General features: G+C 67.2%; 23 protein-coding genes. 12 read left to right on the top strand and 11 right to left on the bottom strand.

The window, feature by feature from the left end; genetic code table 11:
• The first annotated feature begins 12 nt into the window (after positions 1 to 12).
• Entirely contained in the window at positions 13 to 1,254 is a 1,242-nt protein-coding gene (locus BUA54_RS02955; protein ID WP_072855689.1) for a peptidoglycan DD-metalloendopeptidase family protein, read from the top strand.
• A gap of 84 nt (positions 1,255 to 1,338) precedes the next feature.
• On the opposite strand, the gene BUA54_RS02950 is transcribed toward BUA54_RS02955, so the two are convergent.
• The 11 genes from BUA54_RS02950 to BUA54_RS02900 form a co-directional block, all read right to left on the bottom strand.
• On the bottom strand, positions 1,339 to 2,181 hold the full coding sequence (locus BUA54_RS02950) for an ATP-binding protein (protein WP_072855688.1): 843 nt from the start codon (positions 2,179 to 2,181) through the stop codon (positions 1,339 to 1,341).
• The gene (gene tatC / locus BUA54_RS02945) at positions 2,178 to 3,056 is read right to left on the bottom strand and encodes a twin-arginine translocase subunit TatC (RefSeq protein ID WP_072855687.1); all 879 of its coding nucleotides are present in this window, start codon (positions 3,054 to 3,056) and stop codon (positions 2,178 to 2,180) included. The genes BUA54_RS02950 and tatC overlap by 4 nt, the downstream gene beginning before the upstream one ends.
• Positions 3,053 to 3,667 (bottom strand): Sec-independent protein translocase protein TatB, encoded by a 615-nt coding sequence (tatB, locus tag BUA54_RS02940; RefSeq protein ID WP_072855686.1) that lies wholly within the window; start codon positions 3,665 to 3,667, stop codon positions 3,053 to 3,055. Before tatB ends, tatC begins: the two co-directional genes overlap by 4 nt.
• Before the next feature lie 21 nt (positions 3,668 to 3,688).
• Complete coding sequence (locus BUA54_RS02935) at positions 3,689 to 3,901, bottom strand: twin-arginine translocase TatA/TatE family subunit (RefSeq protein WP_072855685.1); 213 nt, start codon at positions 3,899 to 3,901, stop codon at positions 3,689 to 3,691.
• Between the two features lie 143 nt (positions 3,902 to 4,044).
• Entirely contained in the window at positions 4,045 to 4,863 is an 819-nt protein-coding gene (locus BUA54_RS02930) for a sulfite exporter TauE/SafE family protein (protein ID WP_245810547.1), read from the bottom strand.
• A 10-nt stretch (positions 4,864 to 4,873) separates the two neighbouring features.
• Complete coding sequence (gene dusA, locus BUA54_RS02925) at positions 4,874 to 5,881, bottom strand: tRNA dihydrouridine(20/20a) synthase DusA (protein ID WP_072855684.1); 1,008 nt, start codon at positions 5,879 to 5,881, stop codon at positions 4,874 to 4,876.
• 59 nt (positions 5,882 to 5,940) lie between these two features.
• Positions 5,941 to 7,323 (bottom strand): M20/M25/M40 family metallo-hydrolase, encoded by a 1,383-nt coding sequence (locus tag BUA54_RS02920; protein ID WP_072855683.1) that lies wholly within the window; start codon positions 7,321 to 7,323, stop codon positions 5,941 to 5,943.
• Entirely contained in the window at positions 7,320 to 8,054 is a 735-nt protein-coding gene (locus BUA54_RS02915; RefSeq protein ID WP_072855682.1) for an SDR family NAD(P)-dependent oxidoreductase, read from the bottom strand. Before BUA54_RS02915 ends, BUA54_RS02920 begins: the two co-directional genes overlap by 4 nt.
• A complete protein-coding gene (locus BUA54_RS02910) occupies positions 8,051 to 9,070 on the bottom strand; it encodes a ketopantoate reductase family protein (protein WP_072855681.1) in 1,020 nt (339 codons plus the stop codon). Before BUA54_RS02910 ends, BUA54_RS02915 begins: the two co-directional genes overlap by 4 nt.
• Entirely contained in the window at positions 9,067 to 9,777 is a 711-nt protein-coding gene (locus BUA54_RS02905; protein ID WP_072855680.1) for a creatininase family protein, read from the bottom strand. Before BUA54_RS02905 ends, BUA54_RS02910 begins: the two co-directional genes overlap by 4 nt.
• Positions 9,774 to 10,742, bottom strand: coding sequence for a GntR family transcriptional regulator (locus BUA54_RS02900; RefSeq protein WP_072855679.1), 969 nt, complete (start codon positions 10,740 to 10,742; stop codon positions 9,774 to 9,776). Before BUA54_RS02900 ends, BUA54_RS02905 begins: the two co-directional genes overlap by 4 nt.
• A gap of 178 nt (positions 10,743 to 10,920) precedes the next feature.
• Here BUA54_RS02900 and BUA54_RS02895 point away from each other — a divergent pair, with 178 nt between their 5' ends.
• The 11 genes from BUA54_RS02895 (at position 10,921) to htpX (ending at position 21,732) form a co-directional block, all read left to right on the top strand.
• On the top strand, positions 10,921 to 12,501 hold the full coding sequence (locus tag BUA54_RS02895) for an ABC transporter substrate-binding protein (RefSeq protein ID WP_072855678.1): 1,581 nt from the start codon (positions 10,921 to 10,923) through the stop codon (positions 12,499 to 12,501).
• A gap of 75 nt (positions 12,502 to 12,576) precedes the next feature.
• Positions 12,577 to 13,515, top strand: a complete 939-nt coding sequence (locus BUA54_RS02890) for an ABC transporter permease (protein ID WP_072855677.1) — start codon at positions 12,577 to 12,579, stop codon at positions 13,513 to 13,515.
• Complete coding sequence (locus tag BUA54_RS02885) at positions 13,512 to 14,342, top strand: ABC transporter permease (RefSeq protein WP_072855676.1); 831 nt, start codon at positions 13,512 to 13,514, stop codon at positions 14,340 to 14,342. Before BUA54_RS02890 ends, BUA54_RS02885 begins: the two co-directional genes overlap by 4 nt.
• The gene (locus BUA54_RS02880) at positions 14,339 to 15,343 is read left to right on the top strand and encodes an ABC transporter ATP-binding protein (protein WP_072855675.1); all 1,005 of its coding nucleotides are present in this window, start codon (positions 14,339 to 14,341) and stop codon (positions 15,341 to 15,343) included. Before BUA54_RS02885 ends, BUA54_RS02880 begins: the two co-directional genes overlap by 4 nt.
• Entirely contained in the window at positions 15,336 to 16,328 is a 993-nt protein-coding gene (locus BUA54_RS02875; RefSeq protein ID WP_072855674.1) for an ABC transporter ATP-binding protein, read from the top strand. The genes BUA54_RS02880 and BUA54_RS02875 overlap by 8 nt, the downstream gene beginning before the upstream one ends.
• A complete protein-coding gene (locus BUA54_RS02870; RefSeq protein WP_072855673.1) occupies positions 16,325 to 17,833 on the top strand; it encodes a carboxypeptidase M32 in 1,509 nt (502 codons plus the stop codon). Before BUA54_RS02875 ends, BUA54_RS02870 begins: the two co-directional genes overlap by 4 nt.
• Positions 17,830 to 18,327, top strand: coding sequence for a ribonuclease E activity regulator RraA (gene rraA / locus BUA54_RS02865; RefSeq protein ID WP_072855672.1), 498 nt, complete (start codon positions 17,830 to 17,832; stop codon positions 18,325 to 18,327). Before BUA54_RS02870 ends, rraA begins: the two co-directional genes overlap by 4 nt.
• Before the next feature lie 211 nt (positions 18,328 to 18,538).
• Positions 18,539 to 19,291 carry an amino acid ABC transporter substrate-binding protein gene (locus tag BUA54_RS02860; RefSeq protein ID WP_072855671.1) on the top strand — a complete coding sequence of 251 codons (753 nt, stop codon included), beginning with the start codon at positions 18,539 to 18,541 and terminating at the stop codon, positions 19,289 to 19,291.
• A 4-nt stretch (positions 19,292 to 19,295) separates the two neighbouring features.
• On the top strand, positions 19,296 to 19,970 hold the full coding sequence (locus BUA54_RS02855) for an amino acid ABC transporter permease (RefSeq protein ID WP_072855670.1): 675 nt from the start codon (positions 19,296 to 19,298) through the stop codon (positions 19,968 to 19,970).
• Entirely contained in the window at positions 19,967 to 20,713 is a 747-nt protein-coding gene (locus tag BUA54_RS02850; RefSeq protein WP_072855669.1) for an amino acid ABC transporter ATP-binding protein, read from the top strand. The genes BUA54_RS02855 and BUA54_RS02850 overlap by 4 nt, the downstream gene beginning before the upstream one ends.
• 107 nt (positions 20,714 to 20,820) lie before the next feature.
• Positions 20,821 to 21,732, top strand: a complete 912-nt coding sequence (htpX, locus tag BUA54_RS02845) for a zinc metalloprotease HtpX (protein WP_072855668.1) — start codon at positions 20,821 to 20,823, stop codon at positions 21,730 to 21,732.
• Positions 21,733 to 21,988 lie beyond the last annotated feature (256 nt).

Genomic DNA, 21,988 nt, shown 5'->3' with positions numbered 1-21,988 from the left:
AGGACCAGAGCCATGAGTTCGACCACGATCACCGCAGCGCGCCGTCTGGCGCTGACCGCCTCTGTCGCGGCCCTTCTGGCCGGGTGTGCCGGCGGCCTGCCGGACCTCGACCTGCGCGACCAGGCGGGCGGTTTCGACACCTCGCCCGCGGTGGCCAATCTGCCGGACCGGCCGCAGCCGGATGATCGCGGCATCATCTCCTACCCCGGCTATCAGGTGGTCGTGGCGCGGCGTGGCGACACCATCGGCAGCATCGCCGGGCGGCTGGGGCTCGACGCCGCGGCGCTGGCAAGCTTCAACGGCGCGCCCACCGACAAGGCCCTGCAGCAGGGCGAGGTCGTGGCCCTGCCCGGCCGCGTGGCAGAGCCGTCGCCCGCGACCGGCGCGGTCAGCACCGGGCCGATCCAGCCGGTGGATGTCAGTGCCATCGCCACAACGGCGCTGGACCGAGCGGCCAGCACCCCCCCCTTGCAGGGTGGTCTGGCCCCGATCCCGGCGGGGGGCGTCACCGGCGCCGAGCCGATCCGGCACAAGGTCCAGCCGGGCGAGACGGCCTTCTCGATCAGCCGGCTTTACAACGTGCCGGTCGAGACGCTGGCGTCGTGGAACGGGTTGAGCGGGAATCTCGAGGTGCGCGACGGACAATACCTGCTGATCCCGCAGAACGACCGTCCGGCGGACCCCACCGGCGGGCCGCTCGTGGCACCTGGACAGGGCAGCGGATCGCCGGTGCCGCCCTCGGCCGCAGCACCCCTGCCCTCGGAAAACCCCTCTGCCCCGTTGCCCGTCGCCGCGGTGCCGCCGGCGCCCGTACTGGACGCCGCCCCGCCGCGCGCCGCGACACCGGCGCCGACACCCGAACCCGCAGCCGCCGCCACACCGACGCCGGCGCCTGCGCCGGCCGATGACGGGCAGTTCGTGCGCCCCGTCGCCGGCAGCGTCATCCGCGACTACGCCCCCGGCAAGAACGAGGGCATCGACATCGGCGCACCCGCGGGGACGGCCGTCAAGGCCGCCGATGCGGGGACCGTGGCCGCGGTCACCACAGACACCAGCGGCACGGCGATCGTCGTGGTCAAGCACGCGGGCGGGCTGCTGACGGTCTACACCAACCTCGAGGGGCTGAGCGTGTCGAAGGGCGATTCCGTCTCGCGCGGCGGCACGCTGGGCAAGGTGAAGGCGGGCAGCCCGAGCTTCGTCCACTTCGAGGTGCGGCGCGGACTGGAATCCGTCGATCCGAACGATTTTCTGTAGGATCGGCGCCGGACGCTCCGCGGGGAGTATTTGGAAAAAAGCGAGGACTGGCGCGGTCGGGATGGATCGGGCCAGCAATGCGCACTAGGGCTGGGGTCTCACGCCCCGCCTGCCGGCGAGATCGGTGAAATACTGCCATGCGACCCGGCCCGAACGGCTGCCACGGGTGGCCTGCCACTCGATCGCCTCGGCCCGCAGGGTAGCGTCGTCGATCTCGATGCCATGCGCGTCGACGTAGCCGCGGATCATCGCAAGATACTGATCCTGATCGCAGGGATGGAACCCCAGCCACAGGCCGAAGCGGTCCGACAGGCTCACCTTTTCCTCTACCGCCTCGCCGGGCGTGATGGCGGTGGCGCGCTCGTTCTCGATCATGTCGCGCGGCATCAGGTGCCGTCGGTTCGACGTGGCGTAGAGGATCACGTTTTCGGGCCGCCCCTCGATGCCGCCGTCCAGCACCGCCTTCAGCGACTTGTAGTGGCTGTCGTCGTGACTGAACGACAGGTCGTCACAGAACAGGACGAAACGCTGTGACGCGTGCCGGAGCAGGTGCAGGAGGCGGCCGATGCTGGGCAGGTCCTCGCGCTGGATCTCGATGATCTTGAGGTGCGGGTATTCTGCGTGAAGTTTCCCGTGGATCGCCTTGACGAGACTTGATTTCCCCATGCCCCGCGCACCCCAGAGCAAGGCGTTGTTCGCGGGCAGCCCGCGGGCGAAGCGTTCGGTATTGGCCATCAACGTGTCGCGCGACCGGTCGATCCCGACCAGAAGACCAACATCGATGCGGGACACGCGTGTCACGGGATCGAGGCGATCCGGGTCGGCGTGCCAGACGAAGGCCCCGGCCGCGTCGAAGTCGGGGGCTGCGGCAGGGCCCGGCCGCAGCCGTTCCAGGGCCGCGGCGATCCGTTGAAGGGGATCCGTCAAGGTTTTTCGTCCTCGTCCACCGGGTGCAGCGGGTTGCCGAACTCGTCCTCGTCCTCACCCACGATCCCCTCGGCCCGCAGGTCCGCAAGGCGGATCCGCTCGATCCGGGCGACAAGCTGGATCGAGATCTCGTAGAGACCGTAGATCACCGTGAAGAGGATGACCTGGCTGACCACATCCGGCGGGGTGGCGACGGCGGCCATGATCAGGATGCCGACGACCGCATACTTGCGCGTGTTGCGCAGGCCGGCGGCGCTGACCAGACCGGCCTTGCCCATCAGGGTCAGCAAGACGGGTAGCTGGAAGCACAACCCGAAGGCCACGATGAACTTGATCGTCAGGTTCAGGTAGGCCTTGGCCGAGCCCTGGAACAGCAGCCCGGCGGCCTGGGTGGTGACGTCGGGACCGTCCGTCAGGACACCGCCCTGCTGGAAGCCGAGGAAGAAATTGAAGGCCAGCGGCGTGATCACGTAGTAGGCGAAGGCCGCGCCGAGGAAGAACATGAAGGGCGAGGCGATCAGGAACGGCAGGAAGGCGCCCTTTTCGGACTTGTAAAGGCCCGGCGCCACAAAGCGCCACATCTGGTAGCCGATGTAAGGAAACGACAGGCAGAGCCCGCCCAGTAGCGAAATCTGGATCGCGACGAAGAAGCCTTCCTCCAGCGCGATGAAGATCAACCCGCAGTCCTGCCCCTCGGCGTCGAGGGCGGTGCAGAGCGGGCGGGTCAGGAAATCGAAGATCGGATTCCAGACGGTGAAGCAGATCACCATGCCGACGACGAATGCCAGAAGCGAACGGATCAGGCGCGAGCGCAGCTCTGCCAGATGTTCGATCAGGGGCGCGGCGCTGTCCTCGAGGTCGTCAGCGGTCGTCATGCGTCACCTGCCGGAGTCTTTTTCGCGCGTGGTTTCGCGGGCTTGGCCGTCGTCTTTGACGTGGCCGCCGCCGGCTTGGCCTTGGGCACCGCCTTCGCTTTTGGCTTGGCTTTCGCGACCGGCGTCGGCGCCTCGGCCTGCGTTGCGGGGGCCGCCTCCACCGCCGCGGTCACGGCGGCGGCGCGGGGGCTTTCGACGGGTTCCGGCTCTTCCGACATCTCGGCCGCATCGGCGGCGGCCAGTTCGCGGGCGCGCCGCTCCTCCGCGGCGCGGGCGGTGGCGGCGGCGATCTTGTCCTTGGCGGCCTGACGTTCCTCGGACAGCTTGGCGGTTTCGGACCCGGGCTTGTGGGTCATGCCGGCCGCGGACTTCAGCTTGTCGGTGCCGAATTTCGCGGGGTTCGCGGCGGCCTGGATCGACTTGCTGATGTCCTTCATGCCGCTGTCGTCGGCGGCGGATTCCATGGCCCTCTGGAATTCGGACGCCATGGCACGGGCCTTGCCGCTCATGCGCCCCAGTTCCCGGAACATGTTCGGCAGGTCCTTCGGCCCGATCACGATCAGGGCCACGATCCCGATAAGGATCATCTCGCTCCAGCCTAGGCCGAACATATGGGCACCCCCGGCCGGTGTTTAGACGTTGTCTTTTTTCGCGTCTGGCGTGACGTCGCGGGCGTCGGCAAAGCTGTCGTCGAGCTCTTTCTTGCCGTCGTCGACGCCGCGCTTGAAGGCGGTGATGCCCTTGCCGACTTCGCCCATCAGGGACGAGATCTTGCCGCGTCCGAACAGGACGAGGACCACGACGGCAATCAGAAGAAGGCCCGGAAGCCCGATGTTATTCAGCATGTCATCTCTCCTATGGCGGAATCCCGTGTCCGCGACGCGGGGGTGATTGAGGCACCCCTCACATACGCGCGCAGACCCTTGATGAAAAGCGGCAAGTGGTCAACTGACCGTGGGTGATGCGCGTCTGTCTGCCAGTGCCGGCCCTACCAGCCGACCGCCTTGCGCAGCATGTTCAGCGCCACCAGCACCAGAAACACGCCGAACACCCGCTTCAGCCGGTTGGCATCGGTCCTGTGCGCCAGCGCGGCACCCCAGGGTGCGGTGATCAGCGTCATGGCGACGACAAGGCCGAAGGCCACGAAGTTCACCGATCCCACGGTAAAGGGCGGCGCCACGGCGACGTCCTTAAACAGCAGCACGATGACCGAAGGCACGGCGATCAGCACGCCGAAGCCGGCGGCGGTCGCCACCGCCCGGTGGATCGGGGTGTTGTAAAGGCTCATCACCGGCACGCCGAAGGACCCCCCGCCGATGCCCATCAGGACCGACAGAAAGCCAAGCAGCGGTGACAGTGCCGCGCGGGCCAGGCCGGTCGGCATCGCCTGCGCGATGCGCCAGCTGTTGCTGCCAAACGTCATCCACAGGCCGATGGCGATGGCCAGCCCGCCAAAGATCAGCTGCAGCGACAGGGTGCGCAAACTCGCCACGAGGAAGACGCCGACGATCGCGCCGATCACGATGCCCGGCGCCCAGGTGCGCAGGATCGTCCAGTCGACGGCGCCCTTCTTGTTATGGGCATTCAGCGACCGCAGGCTGGTGACGATGATCGTCGCCAGTGAGGTGGCGAGGCACATCTGCATCAGCTGCGGGCTGCCGAAGCCCAGCGCGCTGAAGGCATAGAAGAACGCGGGGACGAGGATGATTCCGCCTCCCACGCCCAGCAGTCCCGCAAGCACACCGGCAAAGGCACCGATGGCCAGCAGAAGGGCCCCCATCGACAACAGCAACGTCATGTTTTCCAAGATATGTCCCTCAGGCCGCCAGTTCGGTCACGTGGCCCAGCGCGTCTAGCACCACGGCGCAGCCTGCACCATCCTTGTGCGCATGCTCCGACAGGTGGCGCCGCCACATCCGGGCGCCCGGCCGGCCCTGAAACAGGCCCAGCATGTGCCGTGTCACCTGCCCCAGACGCCCGCCCTGCGCGATGTGATCGTCGATATAGGGCAGCATGGCGTGCACGACGGCGATCGCGTCGCCCGGCGCGCCGTCGCCGAAGATCCGGGCATCCGCGTCGAGCAGGATCGCGGCAGGATCGTGGTAGGCGGCGCGCCCGACCATCACCCCGCCCAGTCCGGCCGCCAGATGCGCCTGCACCGCGTCGAGACTGTCGACCCCGCCGTTGATCGACAGGTGCAGATCGGGGAACCGTGCCTTCATCGCGTGGACGAGGTCGTAGTCGAGCGGCGGGATATCGCGGTTTTCCTTCGGGCTGAGCCCCTGCAGCCACGCCTTGCGGGCGTGGATGGTGAAGCGGTCGACCCCGGCAGCTGACACACGCTGCAGAAAGTCCGGCAGGACGGTGGCCGGGTCCTGATCGTCGACGCCGATGCGGCATTTTACCGTCACCGGCACGGTGGCGGCATCACGCATCGCGGCGACGCAGGCGGCGACAAGATCCGGCTCGGTCATCAGGATCGCGCCGAAGCGTCCCGACTGCACCCGGTCAGAGGGGCAGCCGCAATTCAGGTTGACCTCGTCATAGCCCATGTCGCAGGCGATCCGCGTCGCCTCTGCCAGCAGCGCCGGGTCCGATCCGCCCAGTTGCAGCGCCACGGGATGCTCCGCCTCGCCATAGGCCAGCAGGCGCGCCCGATCGCCATGCACCACCGCCGCGGCGGTCACCATTTCCGTATACAGCAGCGTATGCCGCGACATCAGCCGGTGCAGGTGGCGGCAGTGCCGGTCGGTCCAGTCCATCATCGGGGCGACGGACAGGCGGGCTGCGGCGGCGGGCGGAAGGGGCGTTGGTCTCATCGGCATGTGCGATCCCTTTGTCGAGGGCCGCCTTCTAGCACCGGTCGCCACCAAGGTCACCACCCTCAGGACGGCCCGCCCCCCAGCCGGTCGAACAACCGCGCCCAGGCGATCTGGCCCGTGCGCAGGGATGACAGGCGATAGAACTCGTTGGGTGCGTGGTAATCCTCGTCGGCGGTCGAGAAGGAAAAGAACACGAGGCCCGCGCCAAGGTGTTCGTCGAAGACGGACCCGATGGGAATCGTGGCCCCCATGGCGACCCGCAAGGGCCGTGCGCCCAGCAGCTCCTCCAAAATACCCTCGGCCACCCGCAGCCCGGGCAGGTCCGGGTCCAGCGCGAAGGCCCGAGAGCCCGGACCGTGGCGATGCAGGTCCATGGCGTATCCCGTCGGCAGGACGGCGGCCAGATGGGCGCGGATCGCTTCGCAGACCGCATCCGGGTCTTGCCCGGCGACGAGGCGGCAGGTGATCTTGACCGAAGCCTCGGACGGAATGACGGTCTTGGTGCCCTTGCCGGCATAGCCGCCAGAGATGCCGTTGAATTCCAGCGTCGGGACCAGCCACTGCCGCGTCAGCAGTGTGGCGCTGTCGGGCAGCGGATCGGGGCGCGGTGCGCCGATGCCGTCGAAATAGCCACCCACATCAAAGGCCACATCGTTGATCGCGTCGGTGATCGCGGGATCGGGGGCTGTCGCGGCGTCGGCGAACCCCGGGACCGCGACCAACCCGTCGTCATCGTGCAGGCTGGCCATCATCCGGGCCAGTGCGCGCACCGGGTTCGGCGCGGACCCGCCGTGGCGACCCGAATGCAGGTCTTTGGCCGCCCCCGTCACCGTCGCCTCCAGCGCCAGCATGCCGCGGCTGGCGACGGTGATCGACGGCAGGTCGGCGCGCCACATCGCACCGTCGGCAGAGACGACGAGGTCGCAGGTCAGCCGGTCCTTCATCGCCGCCACGGTCGGCGCGAAATGAGGCGATCCGCTTTCCTCCTCGCCCTCGATCAGGAACTTCAGGTTCAGTGGCGGCGCGCCGTGCACCTGCGCATAGGCGCGGGCGACGACCAGCGGAATCAGCAGCGACCCCTTGTCGTCCGAAGCGCCGCGGGCATAGAGGCGGTCGTCGCGGATATCGGGTTCGAACGGCGGCGTCTGCCACTTGTCCAGCGGATCGGGCGGCTGCACGTCGTAGTGCCCGTAGATCAGGATCGTGGGCGTCGCCGGGTCCACGATCCATTCGGCGAAGATGCAGGGGTGACCATCGGTCTCGACCGTCTCGACCACCGGCATCCCGGCCTCTGTCAGGCGATCCACGACGAATTGCGCGGCCCTGCGCACATCGCCATTGTAGGCCGGGTCGGTGCTGACGCTGGGGATGCGGCAGAAATCCTTGAGAGTTTCGATCGTGTCCGCGTCCCGCGCGGCCAGCCAGTCTTCGACAGCACGGGTCATTTGCCGCCATCCACGCCAAGGGTTTCGCCGGTGATCCAGCCCGCATGGTCCGAGGCGAAGAACAGCACCGCGTTGGCGATATCCTCCGGGCGGCCCAGGGTCCGCATCGCGATGTTGTTCAGCAGGGCCTTCTGCCCCGCCTCGCCCATCGCCTCCCACTGCCGCTCCGTCGTGGGGTTCGACCTCACGAAGCCGGGGGCGACGCAGTTCACGGTAATGCCGAACTGGCCGAGCTCATGCCCCAGCTGCCGCGTGAGGCCGATCTGGCCTGCCTTGGCGCTGGCATAGGCCTGAATGCCGGTCAGACTAATCGTGCGCCCGGCGCCGGAGGAGATGTTGACGATCCGCCCCCTGCCCTTGGCCTTCATGCCCGGCGCCACGGCCTGCGCCATGAAGAAGGTGCCCGACAGATTGACGTCAAAGATCGTCTGCCAGTCGGCGGCGGAAATCTCCTCGATCGGGCGGCCGACCTGGCCGCGGACGCCACCGGCGCAGTTCACCAGCACGTCGGCGTCAAGGCCGGGAATCAGCGCCTGCACCGCGTCCCGGTCGCCGATGTCGAGGGTGTGGGGGGTGATGCCGTCCCGCGCGGTCTGCGCAAGACCAGCTTCGTCCACGTCCACCGCGTGGACCTGTGCGCCGAGGTCGGCGAAGGCCAGCGCGATGGCCCGCCCGATCCCCTGTGCGGCGCCCGTGACGATGACGGTCCGCCCGTCGAAAGCGATCTTCATGCCATGACCTCTGCCAGTTCATTCAGGTTTCCGCGCGCCAGCGGTCGCTCGCCGCGCTCGATCTGGGCGATCATCGCCATCAGCCGTTCCGTCAGCGGCGTCGGCACCCCGTTGGCGCGGCCCGTCGCCACGATGGGGCCCAGCTGCGCCTCGCATTCGGTCTTGCGCTTGCGCACGGCAAGGTCGCGCCAGATGCCGGAGTGCGTCTTGGTCGAGGTGCGGTTATGAGCCACCATCTCGTCGAACGTCCGGTCGAGCGCAGTCTGCGGCGCGCCGGGGGTAAAGGCTTCGGGATCGAAGCCGTTGAAGCCGACCGGCGTCACGCCCTGCGACGCGGTGACGGCGCCCGTCTCTTGCCCGAGTGCCGTCAGCACGGCGCGGCAATCGGCGCCGTCCAGCACGTCGACGATGGAATCGTCCGTCAGCGCGGTCCCGAACAGCAAGGCGCCATAGGTCATCTTGCCCCAAAGATAGCCCCAGATGTTGTCGGTCAGCACCGCGCGGTCGTCGAACTGCAGCATCAGGGCGTGCAGGTCGCGGATGCGGGCCGTTTCGGTGCCGTCCAGCTCTCCCACCACCACGGCGCCACGTCCGGAATAATGCACGACACCCGGCGACAGATAGTCCGCGCCGAAGTTGACGAAGCAGCCGACGGTCCGGTCCGCACCCACGACCTGCGCGATCTCGACCTCGTTCAGCCCGTTCTGCGCCGAGACGACGTAACCGTCGTGCGCCAGATGCGGTGCGAGGGACCGCACCGCACCCGCGGTATGCAGGGCCTTAACGCACAGGAAGATGCGGTCGTAGGTGCCCCTCAGGTCGGCAGGCAGCATCGCGGTGACCGCCAGATGCTCCGGATGGACCGGTCCGTCGATGGTCAGACCCGTATCGTTCATCGCCGCCACATGCGCGGCATCGGTGTCGACAAAGTGCACAGCCTCGCCGGCGCGCTGGAACGCGGCGCCCAGTGACGCGCCGATGGCACCGGTGCCCCAGATCAGGATCGGGGATGTCACCGGGTCACCTTGGGCCACGGGCCTTCCATCAGGGCCCGCGTCTCGGCCACGCCCGTGTCCCACAGCGCCTGCATCTCGGCGTCGTCACGCTGGTAGTGGCCGCCGAAGTTTCCGTCGCCCAGCAGGGCGCGGGTCTGTTCCGGGTCCATCGCACGCATCGCGGTCAGGTCGGTCATCGGCTTCGCCTGCGTCGGCAGGTCGCGCGGCAACCGGGTCCAGGCAAAATTCTCCATCCAGGACGCATGGCTCGCCACCGGGTCGATCTCCTGCACCTTGGCAAAGGTCTGCGGCGCGTTCCACCAGTTGTGGAACTTGACCGAGGTGCCGGGATGGTCGGCCATCCATTCGATCGCCAGCGATCCGGCGGGCGCATTGCCGCCATGGCCGTTCACGATGACGATGCGGCGAAACCCCTGATGATACAGCCCGTCGAGGATGTCGCGCACGATGGCGACATAGGTTTCCACCCGCAGGCTGATGGTGCCGGGATAGGCCATGAAATAGGGCGTGACGCCGTAGGCCAGAACTGGAAAGACCGGGATGCCCAGCGGTTCCGCCGCGTCCAGTGCCATCTTTTCGGCCAGGATCGAATCGACGGACAGGGACAGGCCCGCGTGCTGTTCGGTGCTGCCCAGCGGCAGGACGCAAAGGTCGTCGGACTTCAGGTAGTCCTCGACCTGTTGCCAACTCATGTCGGAGATTTTCAAGACGCTTCCTTTCGCGCAGAGGGAGGGAGGTGACCGAGCAGCGGCACGACCTGTCGGTCGATATCGCCGGGATCGGGCACGTGGCGGTATTCGATCAGCGTGGCACCCGGGGGCGCGCCGTCGCCGGCGTGCTCCGCCCCGGTGGACATGACGACGACGTCGGCCTGCGCCAGCAGGTCCGGCAGGTCGTCATCCCCCATCACGCGGGCGGTGATCGACGGCACATGGGCCGCGAATCGGCGCATCCCGGCGGTCAGCACCGGCAGGAAGTCGTCAAACCGGGACACGGCCACGACCCGCGCCAGCGGGTCGAGCGCGGCAAGGGCGAGGCGCGTCGCCTCTGCCGGGATGAAGCGCAGGGACACGATTCGCGCCTGCGGCGCCAGCGCCGCCAGCCTGGGGTGCAGATTGTCGAAGGTCAGGATCAGGTCCGCGTCCGACAGCCGCGCCGCAAGGTCCGTGTCAGAGGGGTCTTCGTCCAGCAGCGCCACAGCGGTGACGGGCACGCCGGTCTGGGCCGATACCCGTGTCGCATAGCTGCGGGTCGCCGCCACGAAAAGGCCGACCATGACGACCGTGGCACCCTGCGTCGCGGCCCGGTCGCGGGATGCGACGAGCGACAGCAGATCGCCGACGCTGATCCCCCGCCGCGTCGCATCGGCCACCAGGTCGTCGATGGCCTGCCAGATCCCCGCCGCCGCGCCGCCGGCGCCAAGTCGCGTCAGCGCACTTTCGGCGACGAAGGTGCCCGCACCGGCCCGCGCCTCGATCAGCCCGCCCTGCTTGAGGTCCGCATAGACACGTGTGACCGTCATCGGGGCAAGACCCGACCGGTCAGCCAGATCGCGCACCGACGGCAGGGGCTCTCCGGCGCGCAGGGCGCCGGACGCGATCTGCGCGACGATGGTCGCCCGGATCTGCTGGCGGGCGGATACCGAACTCTTCCGGTCTATCTCTACGTCCATGACCTGTCCGACAAGTGTTCTATATAATTATTACGGTTATCGCGATATCTGCCTCATATTGCAGCACGATCTGCACTTTGCCCAGCATATTTTCGAAAATTGTATCGTTGACTTGGTACGGACTTGGTGAAAGGCTCTTTCAAAATATAACACTCCATCAACAGCAGAGGGATGACACATGACCCGACTTTCATTGATCGCGACCACGGCCGCCGTGCTGCTGTCGACGACGTCACTGGTGCAGGCGCAAGAGCGCGGCGGCGTGATGACATACGGCCGCTACGCCGATTCGATGTTCCTTGATCCGGTGCTGAACGACGCAAACGTCGACATCTGGATCCTGTCGAACATGTACGACACCCTGCTGCTGCCGACCGACGACGGCCAGTCGGTGCAGGCGGGTCTGGCGACCGACTGGAACGTCTCCGACGATGGCCTGACCGTCACGCTGACGATGCGCGACGGGATCATGTTCTCTGACGGCACGCCGATCACGACCGAGGATGTGATCTGGTCGCTCGACCGCGCCCGCAACCCCGACAACGGCATCTGGAACTTCCTGCTGGCCGCCGTGTCAGAGGTGACGGCACCCGACGACAAGACGATCGAGATCAAGCTGGCGCAGCCCGACCCTGCGATCCTGCCCGCCCTGTCGGTGTTCAACGCGGCGATCATGCCCAAGGCCGCTTTCGAAGCCATGCCCGGCGAGACGGATCTCGAGAAGGCCACCGCCTTCGCCGAGAAACCCGTCGGCTCCGGCCCCTTCGTCTTCGACAGCTGGGAACGGGGATCGACCCTGAAGCTGGTGAAGAACGAGCATTACTGGGCCGACGGCGCGGACGGGCAGAAGCTGCCCTACCTCGACGGCGTGACCTTCGAGGTGATCCCCGACGACGCCACCCGCATCCTGCGCGTGCAGTCGGGCGAACTCGACGGCGCCGAACTGATCCCCTTCGCCCGGGTGAAGGAACTGCAGGACGATCCGAACATCAACATGGAGCTCTTCCCCTCGACCCGCGTCGCCGACATCATCATCAACGTGCGCCCCGAGCTGGACGGAGAGCCGAACCCGCTGTCCGACGTGAAGGTGCGGCAGGCGATGAACTACGCCGCCAACAAGGACGCGATCATCCAGGTCGTGACCTTCGGCGTGGGCACGCCGACCTCCTCGTTCATGTCGTCCACCACGCCGCTGCACACCGGCGACGGCCCGGTCTTTCCCTATGATCTGGAAAAGGCCAAGCAGCTGATGTCTGAATCCGGCTACCCGGACGGCTTCACCGCCAGCATCCTGACGCTGGCCGGCAACCAAGACGAACTGGGCATCGCCACGGCGCTGCAGCAGATGTGGTCCCAGATCGGCATCACGCTGGAAATCCAGCAGGTCGACAACGCCACGCGCACCGAGCAATACCGCAACGGCACCTTCGACATGCGCGCCGGGGCCTGGACCAACGACATCGCCGACCCGAACCAGATCACGTCCTACTTTGCCTACTCGCCGACCATCGACGCCCTGCACTCCGGCTGGAAGAGCGAAGAAGTCGACAAGCTGTTCGAGGAATCGCAGTCCGAACTGGATACCGACAAGCGCGCCGAGCAATACGCCCGCATTCAGGAGGTCTTCAATCAGGAAGGCCCGACCGTGCTGCTCTACGAGACGCCCTACCCCGTCGCACTGCAGGACAACGTGAAGGGCTTCAACCAGATCCCGCTGGGCAACAACATCTTCCGCGAGACCTACCTCGAGAAAGAATGACGCGATCACGCGGAGGCGGCATCCGCCCCCGCGCCTCCTCCACCGACTGACCCTCCCCCCACCGAAGGCCCACCGATGTCGATGACCGCTTTCCTTGGCCGTCGCCTGCTGCAGCTCGTGCCCACGCTGATCTTCATCCTGATCGTGGTTTTCGTGCTGGTGCGGCTGCTGCCCGGCGATCCCGCCAGCGCCGTCCTCGGCGACCGCGCCCTCGACGCGGACGTGGAACGGATCAACCGCGAACTGGGCCTCGACCGGTCGCTGCCCGTGCAGTTCGTGGCCTTCGTCAAGCAGGTCTTCACTGGCAACCTCGGCAATTCCATCTCGATGAAGATCCCCGTGACCCAGCTGATCGCGGACCGGCTGCCGATCACCATGCTGCTGACCTTCATGGCCGCCGTGATCGCCGTCGTCATGGCCGTGCCGCTGGCCTTCGTCGCCGCCCTGCGCCGCGACCGGCTGGAAGACAGCGCGATCCGCGGCGCGTTCCAGGTCGGGCTGTCGATGCCGGTTTTCTACGTCGGTCTGATCCTGCTGACGGTCTTCGGGGCCAAGCTGCGCTGGTTCCCGGTCGGCGGCTACGGCGACGGGTTCCTCGATCACCTCTACCACCTGTTCCTGCCCGCCGTGACGCTGGCCCTGTCGCTGAGTGCGATCCTCATGCGCAACCTGCGGTCGGCGATCATCGGCGTGGTGGACGCCGAATACGTCACCTTCGCCCGCGCAAAGGGGCTGCGGGCGAACCTGATCCTGTTCCGCCACATCCTGCGCAACGCGCTGATCTCGACGCTCGCGCTGTTCGGCCTGTCCATCGGCACCCTTCTGGGCGGTGCCGTCATCACCGAGACGGTCTTCGCCGTCCCCGGCGCGGGCCGCCTGATGGTCGACAGCATCTACGGCCGCGACTACCCGGTCGTGCAGGGGCTGACGATCGCCCTCGCCGTGCTGGTGTCCGTCACCTTCCTGCTGACAGATATCCTGCAGGCCTGGCTTGACCCGCGGGTGACGAAATGACCGTGATGTCCGTCTCGCGCCTGCGCCGCCTGCCGCGCGCCTTCGTCTTCGGCGCCGCGATCCTGATCGCCTCTGTCATCGTGGCGACCTTCCCGTCCGCCTTCGCCCCTTACGATCCGCTGGCGATGGACTACGTCAACCTGTTGGCCCCGCCATCCGCCGCGCATCCGTTCGGCACCGACAACTTCGGCCGCGACGTGCTGAGCCGGGTGATCCACGCCTATACCATCGACATGCAGATCGCGCTGTTCGCGACGCTGTTCCCCTTCATCTTCGGCACCATCGTGGGCGCCATCGTCGGCTACGTCGGCGGCGTGACCGAGAGCATCTTTGGCCGTGTCGTCGATGCGGTCATCACCTTCCCCTTCCTTGTGCTGGTCATCGCCATCGTGTCGGTTCTGGGGCCGGGGCTGATCAACATGTATATCGCCATCGGCGTGGTCGGCTGGGTGTTCTACGCCCGCATCATCGCGGCAGAGGTCAAGGTGCAGAAGCGCCTCGACTACGCCGACGCCGGCCGCGCCATGGGCTACACCCATGCCCGCATAGTGTTCCGCCACCTGCTGCCCAACGCGATCACGCCGGCGGTGGTCTACTGGATGACCGACATGGCGCTGGCGATCCTGCTGGGATCGTCGCTCGGCTACCTTGGCCTTGGCGCGCAGCCGCCGGCGGCGGAATGGGGCGTGCAGATCGCGGACGGCAAGAACTTCATGGCGACAGCCTGGTGGATTTCCGTCTTTCCCGGTTTTGCGATCGTGCTGACCGGCCTCGGCTTCTCGCTGCTGGGCGACGGGCTGGCGGAAATCCTGCGGGGGCGCAAATGACCGAACCGATCCTGTCCGTTCGCAACCTGACCGCGACCTTCGGGCAAGGGGCCTCTGCCCTGCGCGCGGTGAACGAGGTCAGCTTCGACGTCATGCCGGGCGAGGTGCTGGGGCTAGTGGGCGAGAGTGGATCGGGCAAGTCCGTCACCCTGCGGTCCCTGCTGCGGCTGCTGCCCGTAGGCGGCCATGTCGGCGGGTCCGTGTCGTGGCATGGCAAGGATATCGTCCGCATGACCGACGCGGAGCTACGGGCGGTGCGCGGCGGCCAGATCTCGATGATCTTTCAGGAACCGATGACCGCCCTGAACCCCGTCCTGCCCGTCCGCGTGCAGATCGAGGAGAACCTGCGCGCCCATACGCAGCTGGACCGCAAAGGTCGCAACGCCCGCGCGAAAGAGCTGATGGACCTCGTCGGCATCCCAGATTCGGCCCGTCGCCTCGACGAGTTCCCGCACCAGTTTTCCGGCGGGATGCGCCAGCGGGTGATGATCGCCATCGCCCTCGCCTCGGACCCGAAGCTGCTGCTGGCGGACGAGCCGACCACGGCGCTTGACGTGACGATCCAGGACCAGATCCTGAACCTGATCCTTGACCTGCGCGACGAACTGGCGATGAGCGTCGTGCTGGTCACACACGACCTTGGCGTCGTCGCCGCGACCTGCGACCGGATGGCCGTGATGTACGCGGGCCGCATCGTGGAGGAAGGCGACGTGACGCAGGTCTTCGCCCAGCCACGTCACGCCTATACCCGCGGGCTGCTCGGTTCGATTCCGCAGGCCGGGACGGAGCGCAGCATGCTGCTGTCCATCGACGGCACCCCGCCGGGTCTGGCCGCGATCCCGCAGGGTTGCGCCTTCAACCCGCGCTGCGACTTCGCCACCGACATCTGCCGCCGGACCCGGCCGCATCTGACCGGCGATGGCCACCGCGCCGCCTGTCACAACAGCGATGCCGTCATCGCCGCCGGGTCACCCGTGAAAAAGGCCCTGTCCCATGTCTGACACCCTGCTGTCCGCCCAAGATGTCTCCAAGGATTTTGCCTTCGGTCGCTCGCTGCTGGACGTGGTGAAGGGCGCGCCAATCAAGGCCGTCCACGCGTTAAATGGTGTCAGCCTCGACGTGAAAAGGGGCGAGACGCTGGGCATCGTGGGCGAGAGCGGCTGCGGGAAGTCCACCCTCGCCCGCTGCCTCGTGCGGTTGCACGACTGCGACGGCGGGCGGGTGGTCTATGACGGCACAGACATCGCGACCCTGTCCGGCGCCGACCGGCGGGCGTTCAACACCAAGGTCCAGATGATCTTTCAGGACCCCTATTCGTCCCTGAATCCCCGCATGACCGTCCGCCAGATCCTGTCAGAGGCGCTGCGGGTCCACAACATGCGCCCGAAGGTCGAAATCGACGCCCGCATCGCCGAACTGCTGGACCTCGTGCGCCTGCCGCAGGACGCCGCCGACCGCCTGCCGCACGCTTTTTCCGGCGGCCAACGCCAGCGGATCGGCATCGCGCGGGCGCTGGCGGTAGAGCCGGAGGTGCTGGTCGCCGACGAACTGGTCTCGGCCCTCGACGTCTCCGTGCAGGCACAGGTCGTGAACCTGCTGCTGGAACTGCAGGACCGCCTGTCGCTCACCGTCGTCTTCGTGGCCCACGACCTGCGGCTGGTGCGCCACATCTCTCATCGCGTGGCGGTCATGTATCTGGGCAAGGTGGTGGAGGTCGCGCCGACCGAAACGCTGTTCAAGGCGCCCAAGCACCCCTACACGCAAGCCCTGCTGGCCGCGGCGCCAGAGGTCGATCCGACCCGCCGCACCCGCCGCGTGGCCGCCAAGGGCGAATTGCCGAGCCCGATCAACCTGCCCAGCGGTTGCCTGTTTCACACCCGCTGTCCGCACGCCTTCGACCGCTGCGTTTCGGACGTGCCGCAACTGACCCCCCGCAGGCCCGGCCATGTCGCCGCCTGCCACCTTCCCGATCCGGAGCTTCCATGAATTACGCCGACTTCCAACACCGCATCGCGCGGATCAACGACGTGCTCTGCACGCTGAACGTCCTCGCCTGGGACAGCCGCACGATGATGCCGGAGGGCGGCGTCGACGCCCGCGCCGAACAGGTCGCGACCCTGACCATGCTGGCGCGCGAGATGGCGACGTCCGATGCGATGTCCGACGCCCTGAAGGCGGCGCAGGACGAGGTGGGCAGTGGCGACGATCTGAAGGCCCGCGCCGTGGCGCTGGCCACCCGCGAGATCGAGATCCTGAAACGCATCCCCGCCGAAGTCACGCAAGAGAAGGCCGCCCTGTCCTCGCGCGCCCATTCCGCCTGGGTCGCGGCGCGGCAGTCGAACGACTTCGCAGCCTACGCGCCGACCTTGGACAAGATGATGAAACTGCAGCGTCGCATCGCGGAAGCCATCGGCGGCGACCATCCCTATGATGCGATGGTCGGCCAGTTCGAGCCGGGCATGACCCACGCCCGGCTGCAGACCATCTACGGCGAACTGAAGGCGGCGCTTGTCCCCCTGATCCAGCGCGCCGCGGCGGCGCCCCAGCCGCGACACGATTTCATGACGCGCGCCTTCCCGATCCCGCAGCAGAAGGCCTTCGGCCTGAAGATGGCGCAGAAGATGGGTTACGACCTGAACCGCGGCCGCCTCGACGACACGGCGCATCCGTTCGAGATCTCCTTCACCCGCGGCGACGTGCGCATCACCTCGCGCTTCCGCGAGGAGTGGCTGCCCGGTGGCACATTCGCGCTCTGGCACGAGGCGGGGCATGGCATGTACGAACAGAACGTCTCGCCGGACCACACCCGCAGCATCTTTACTACCGACCTTGTGAACCTTTACGCCGTCGGCGGTGCCAGTTTCGGGATGCACGAGGCGCAGTCGCGCATGTGGGAAAACCGCGTCGGCCGGTCGCGCCAGTTCTGGGCGCTGCACTACGACGACCTGCAGGCACATTTCCCCGAGCAGCTGTCGGACGTGACCCAGGACGAATACTGGCGCGCCGTGAACCGCGTGCGGCCCGACTTCATCCGGGTCGAGGCGGACGAGCTGACCTACGACATGCACATCATCCTCCGGTCGGAAATCGAGGCCGACCTGATGAGCGGCGCGATCGACACCATGGACCTGCCCGCCGTCTGGAACGAGAAGATGAAGCAGACGCTCGACATCGACGTGCCCGACGACACCCGCGGCGTGCTGCAGGACGTGCACTGGAGCCACGGCTACGTCGGATCGTTCCCGACCTACACGCTGGGCAACGTCATGTCCTCGCAGCTCTTCGCCGCAGCACAGGCGCGACCCGGTGTGGCAGAGGGGCTGGCGTCCGGCGATTACAAGCCGCTGTTCGAAGACATGCGCGCGAACGTCTGGTCCCATGGCCGTTCCTCCACCCCCGAAGAGACGCTGATCCGCGCCACGGACCGCGGGCTCGACACCGCGCCCTACATCGCGGACCTGACCGCCAAGGTGGATGACCTGACCACATGACCCTGCCGCCGCAGCCTGACATCGTCACCGCCGACCTTTACGACCTGCATCACGAGACGGTCGCGGTCATCGACTTGCCGCTGCGCGCCTTCGGTGGCCTGCGGTCCTTCTTCGGGCCCTGCCAGACGCTGCAGGTCCACCGCGACCATACCCCGGTGCTGGCGCAACTGGATCAGGCGGGAGACGGGCGCGTTCTCGTCGTCGATGCCGGCGGCATCACGGACACGGGCGTGATGGGCGACCGGCTGGCAGAGCGGGGGGTGCGGAACGGCTGGCGCGGTGTCGTGATCCGGGGCGCGATCCGCGACTCGCGTGGCATCGCCGCCCTGCCCCTGGGCGTCATGGCCCTGTCCGCCACGCCCCGGCGCGGCTGGACCCCGCAACCGTCGCAGGCGGGCACCGCCCTCACGCTCGGCGGGGCTGCGGTCCTGCCGGGCCATTGGATCTATGCGGACTGCGACGGGGTGATCGTCAGCCCGCACGCCCTCGCCTAGGAACCGGTCGGGCATCCGAAGACGGCCCCGCCCGCCGGTCACGGGCTGCACGCACGAACAGCGTTCCGCGATCCGACCTGCGGACGGGAAAATCTTCCGATCCCCGCGGGTTTGTCCGGACGCCGGTCCTGACCGGTCCCCGCTGCATTGAAGTCGCAGGCCCCCATGTTATCTGACGGGTCAATGCACTTTGACCGAAACGAGACCTCCCATGCTGAAATCCACCGCCCTCGCAGCCCTGACGCTGGCCGCCACCATCGGCACCGCACAGGCCGATACCCTGAACGTCGGCATGTCCGGCGGCTATTTCCCCTTCACCTTCGTGAAACTGGACGAACTGCAGGGGTTCGAGGTCGATTTCATCAACGCCATCGCCGCAGAGACGGGCGACGACGTGAACTTCGTCACCATGTCCTTCTCGGGCCTGATCGGCGCGCTGGATTCGGGCCGGATCGACACCATCGCCAACCAGATCACCATCACGCCGGAGCGTGAGGCCAAGTTCGCATTTTCCCAACCCTACGTCTTTGACGGCGCGCAGGTCGTGGTGAAGAAGGGCAACGAGGACACGATCACCGGCCCCGCCGACCTGAGCGGCAAGACCGTGGCGGTGAACCTCGGCTCGAACTTCGAGGAACTGCTGAACGGCCTGCCCAACGCGGAAGAGATCGACATCCGCACCTACGAGTCCAACATCGCACAGGACACGGCCCTTGGCCGCGTCGATGCCTTCGTGATGGACCGCGTGTCCTCGGCCCAGCTGATCGCCGAAAGCCCGCTGCCGCTGGCGCTGGCCGGCAAGCCCTTCAGCGAGATCCGCAACGCCCTGCCCTTCCGCAACGATGAGGAAGGCCTTGCCCTGCGGGACCGGGTCGATGCCGCGATCACCACGCTGAAGGAGAACGGTACGCTGGCCGAGATTTCCGACAAGTGGTTCGGCTCCGACATCACGGTCGCCGAGTAAACCCGTGCGGGCGCTCGACCTGGAATACATGTGGGGTCTGGTGCCCGTCCTGCTGGGCTACGTGCCGCTGACGCTGTTCATGGCGATCATCGGCATGGTCTGCGCGCTGGTGCTGGCGTCGGTCATGGCGGTGGAACGGGTCTTCCGCGTGCCCATCCTCGACTGGGTGGTGCGGCTCTTCATCAGCTTTTTCCGGGGCACGCCGCTACTGGTGCAGCTTTTCCTGTTCTACTACGGCCTGCCGCAGGTGCTGGCGTTCCTCGGCAACATCAACGGTGTCACCGCCACGATCATGGGGCTGACGCTGCACTTTTCCGCCTACATGGCCGAAAGCATCCGCGCGGCGATCCTCGGCGTCGACCGCAGCCAGTGGGAGGCGGCGCAGGCCGTCGGCATGACGCAGGGCCAGATGATGCGCCAGATCATCCTGCCGCAGGCCGCCCGCGTCGCGGCGCCGACGCTGGTCAACTACTTCATCGACATGATCAAGGGCACCTCTCTCGCCTTCACGCTGGGCGTCACCGAACTGATGGGCGCCACCCAGAAGGAAGCGGCGGGCAGCTTCCTTTATTTCGAAGCCTTCCTCGTCGTCGCCGCGATCTACTGGGTCATGGTAGAGGCGCTGGCCTTCGCGCAGCGGCATCTTGAAATCTGGCTCAACAAGGCGCACGCCCGATGACCGCGACCGCTGCCATCTCTCTCTCCGGGCTGACGAAGTCCTTCGGCGACACCCACGTGCTGCGCGACATCGACCTCGACATCGCGCCGGGGGAACGGGTCGTGGTGATCGGCCCGTCCGGCACGGGCAAGTCGACGCTGCTGCGCTGCCTCAATTTCCTTGACCGGCCAGATGCGGGCACGATCCGTGTCGGCGACCTGACCGTCGACGCCGGTCGGGCGACGAAGGCGCAGATCCTCGCCCTGCGGCGGCGCACGTCCTTCGTGTTCCAGAACTACGCGCTCTTCGCCAACAAGACCGCGCGGCAGAACATCACGCAGGCCCTCGTCACGGTGAAGGGGCAAAGCCAGGCGCAGGCCGACGCCCGCGCCGACACGATCCTGAAGGAGACCGGGCTGTCCGACAAGGCGGACTCCTACCCCGCTGCCCTCTCCGGCGGTCAGCAGCAGCGCGTCGGCATCGGGCGCGCGATGGCGCTGGACGCGGACCTGATGCTCTTCGACGAGCCGACCTCCGCCCTTGACCCCGAATGGGTGGGCGAGGTGCTGGACCTGATGCGCCGCGTCGCGGACAAGGGCCAGACCATGCTGATCGTCACGCATGAGATGCAGTTCGCGCGCGAGATCGCCGACCGCATCATCTTCATGGACGCGGGCCGCATCGTGGAACAGGGCCCGCCCGCCGACCTGCTGGACAATCCGCAGGACCCGCGCACCGTATCATTCCTGCGACGCGTCGGCTGATCCCGATCTTCGGTCGCGACGGCATGCCCGATTTTGGCGGCCGGCAGACCCTTCCAAAATCCACGCGATCCACCATATGCACGGTGAACATCTGCGAGGAGACAGCCATGGGTTACGCCAAGACAGCCATCCTGATGGCCGCGATGACGGCGCTCTTTCTGGGCGTCGGCTATCTGCTGGCCGGCACCGGCGGCATCGCCGTCGCCTTCGTCGTCGCGGTGGCGATGAACGCCTTCTCGTGGTGGAACTCCGACAAGATGGTGCTGCGGATGCACAACGCCCGGCCGGTCCAGCCGGGTGACCGATGGGGCCTGCATGCCATGGTCTCTGACCTTGCCCGCAACGCAAATCTGCCCATGCCCGCCGTCTACCTGATCGACACGCCCCAGCCGAACGCCTTCGCGACCGGGCGCAGCCCCGCCAACGCCGCCGTCGCCGTGACCGCCGGTCTGCTCCAATCGCTTCGCCGGGAAGAGGTCGCCGCCGTCGTCGCCCATGAACTCGCGCACATCCGCAACCATGACACGGCAATCATGACCGTGACCGCGACCTTTGCCGGGGCGATCTCCATGCTTGCCAACTTCGCCATGTTCTTCGGCGGCTCGCGCGAGCGGCTGGGGCTGGTCGGCACGCTCGCCATGATGATCCTCGCGCCCCTCGCCGCGGCGCTGGTGCAGATGGCCATCAGCCGATCGCGCGAATACGAGGCCGACCGCATCGGCGCCGAGATCTGCGGCAATCCCCTCTGGCTCGCCGGGGCGCTGGAACGCATCCAGCAGGGTGCCGCCCGGATCGACAACCATGCGGCCGAGCGCAACCCCGCGACCGCGCACATGTTCATCATCAACCCGCTGCACGCCCACGGCCACGACAAGCTCTTCTCCACCCACCCGGCGACAGAGAACCGCGTCGCTGCCCTGCGCCGGATGGCACAGGGGTCCGCCCCCCGTGGCCCCCGCGCCACCGCCAGCACGGTCCCTCTGATCCGCAAGAGCCGCCGCAGCGGTCCGTGGAGCTGAAGCGCCGGGCGACACTGCCATCCGACGCCGACTGAACGCCTCGGCGCCGCATGATGATACACGTTGTGGCGGTATGACCTGATCCGACCGATCGATGACGGCCGCGCCTTCCACCCCAAGGTTCTGCCGCGCCGAGCTCCGTCGTGAGGTGGCGAACCTCTCGCTGTTTAGCCGTCATGAAACTCTGCCAGCGCCTATGTAAAAATCGTTCACATCACCCCTTGTGCAGCGCGGAGGGCGTTCACATATCAGGGAT

Origin of the sequence: Loktanella atrilutea (assembly GCF_900128995.1) — a bacterium.
GTDB classification, from domain to species: domain Bacteria; phylum Pseudomonadota; class Alphaproteobacteria; order Rhodobacterales; family Rhodobacteraceae; genus Loktanella; species Loktanella atrilutea.
The sequence above is the reverse complement of the archived record's forward strand: the minus strand, read 5'-3'. Positions and strand labels throughout refer to the sequence as shown.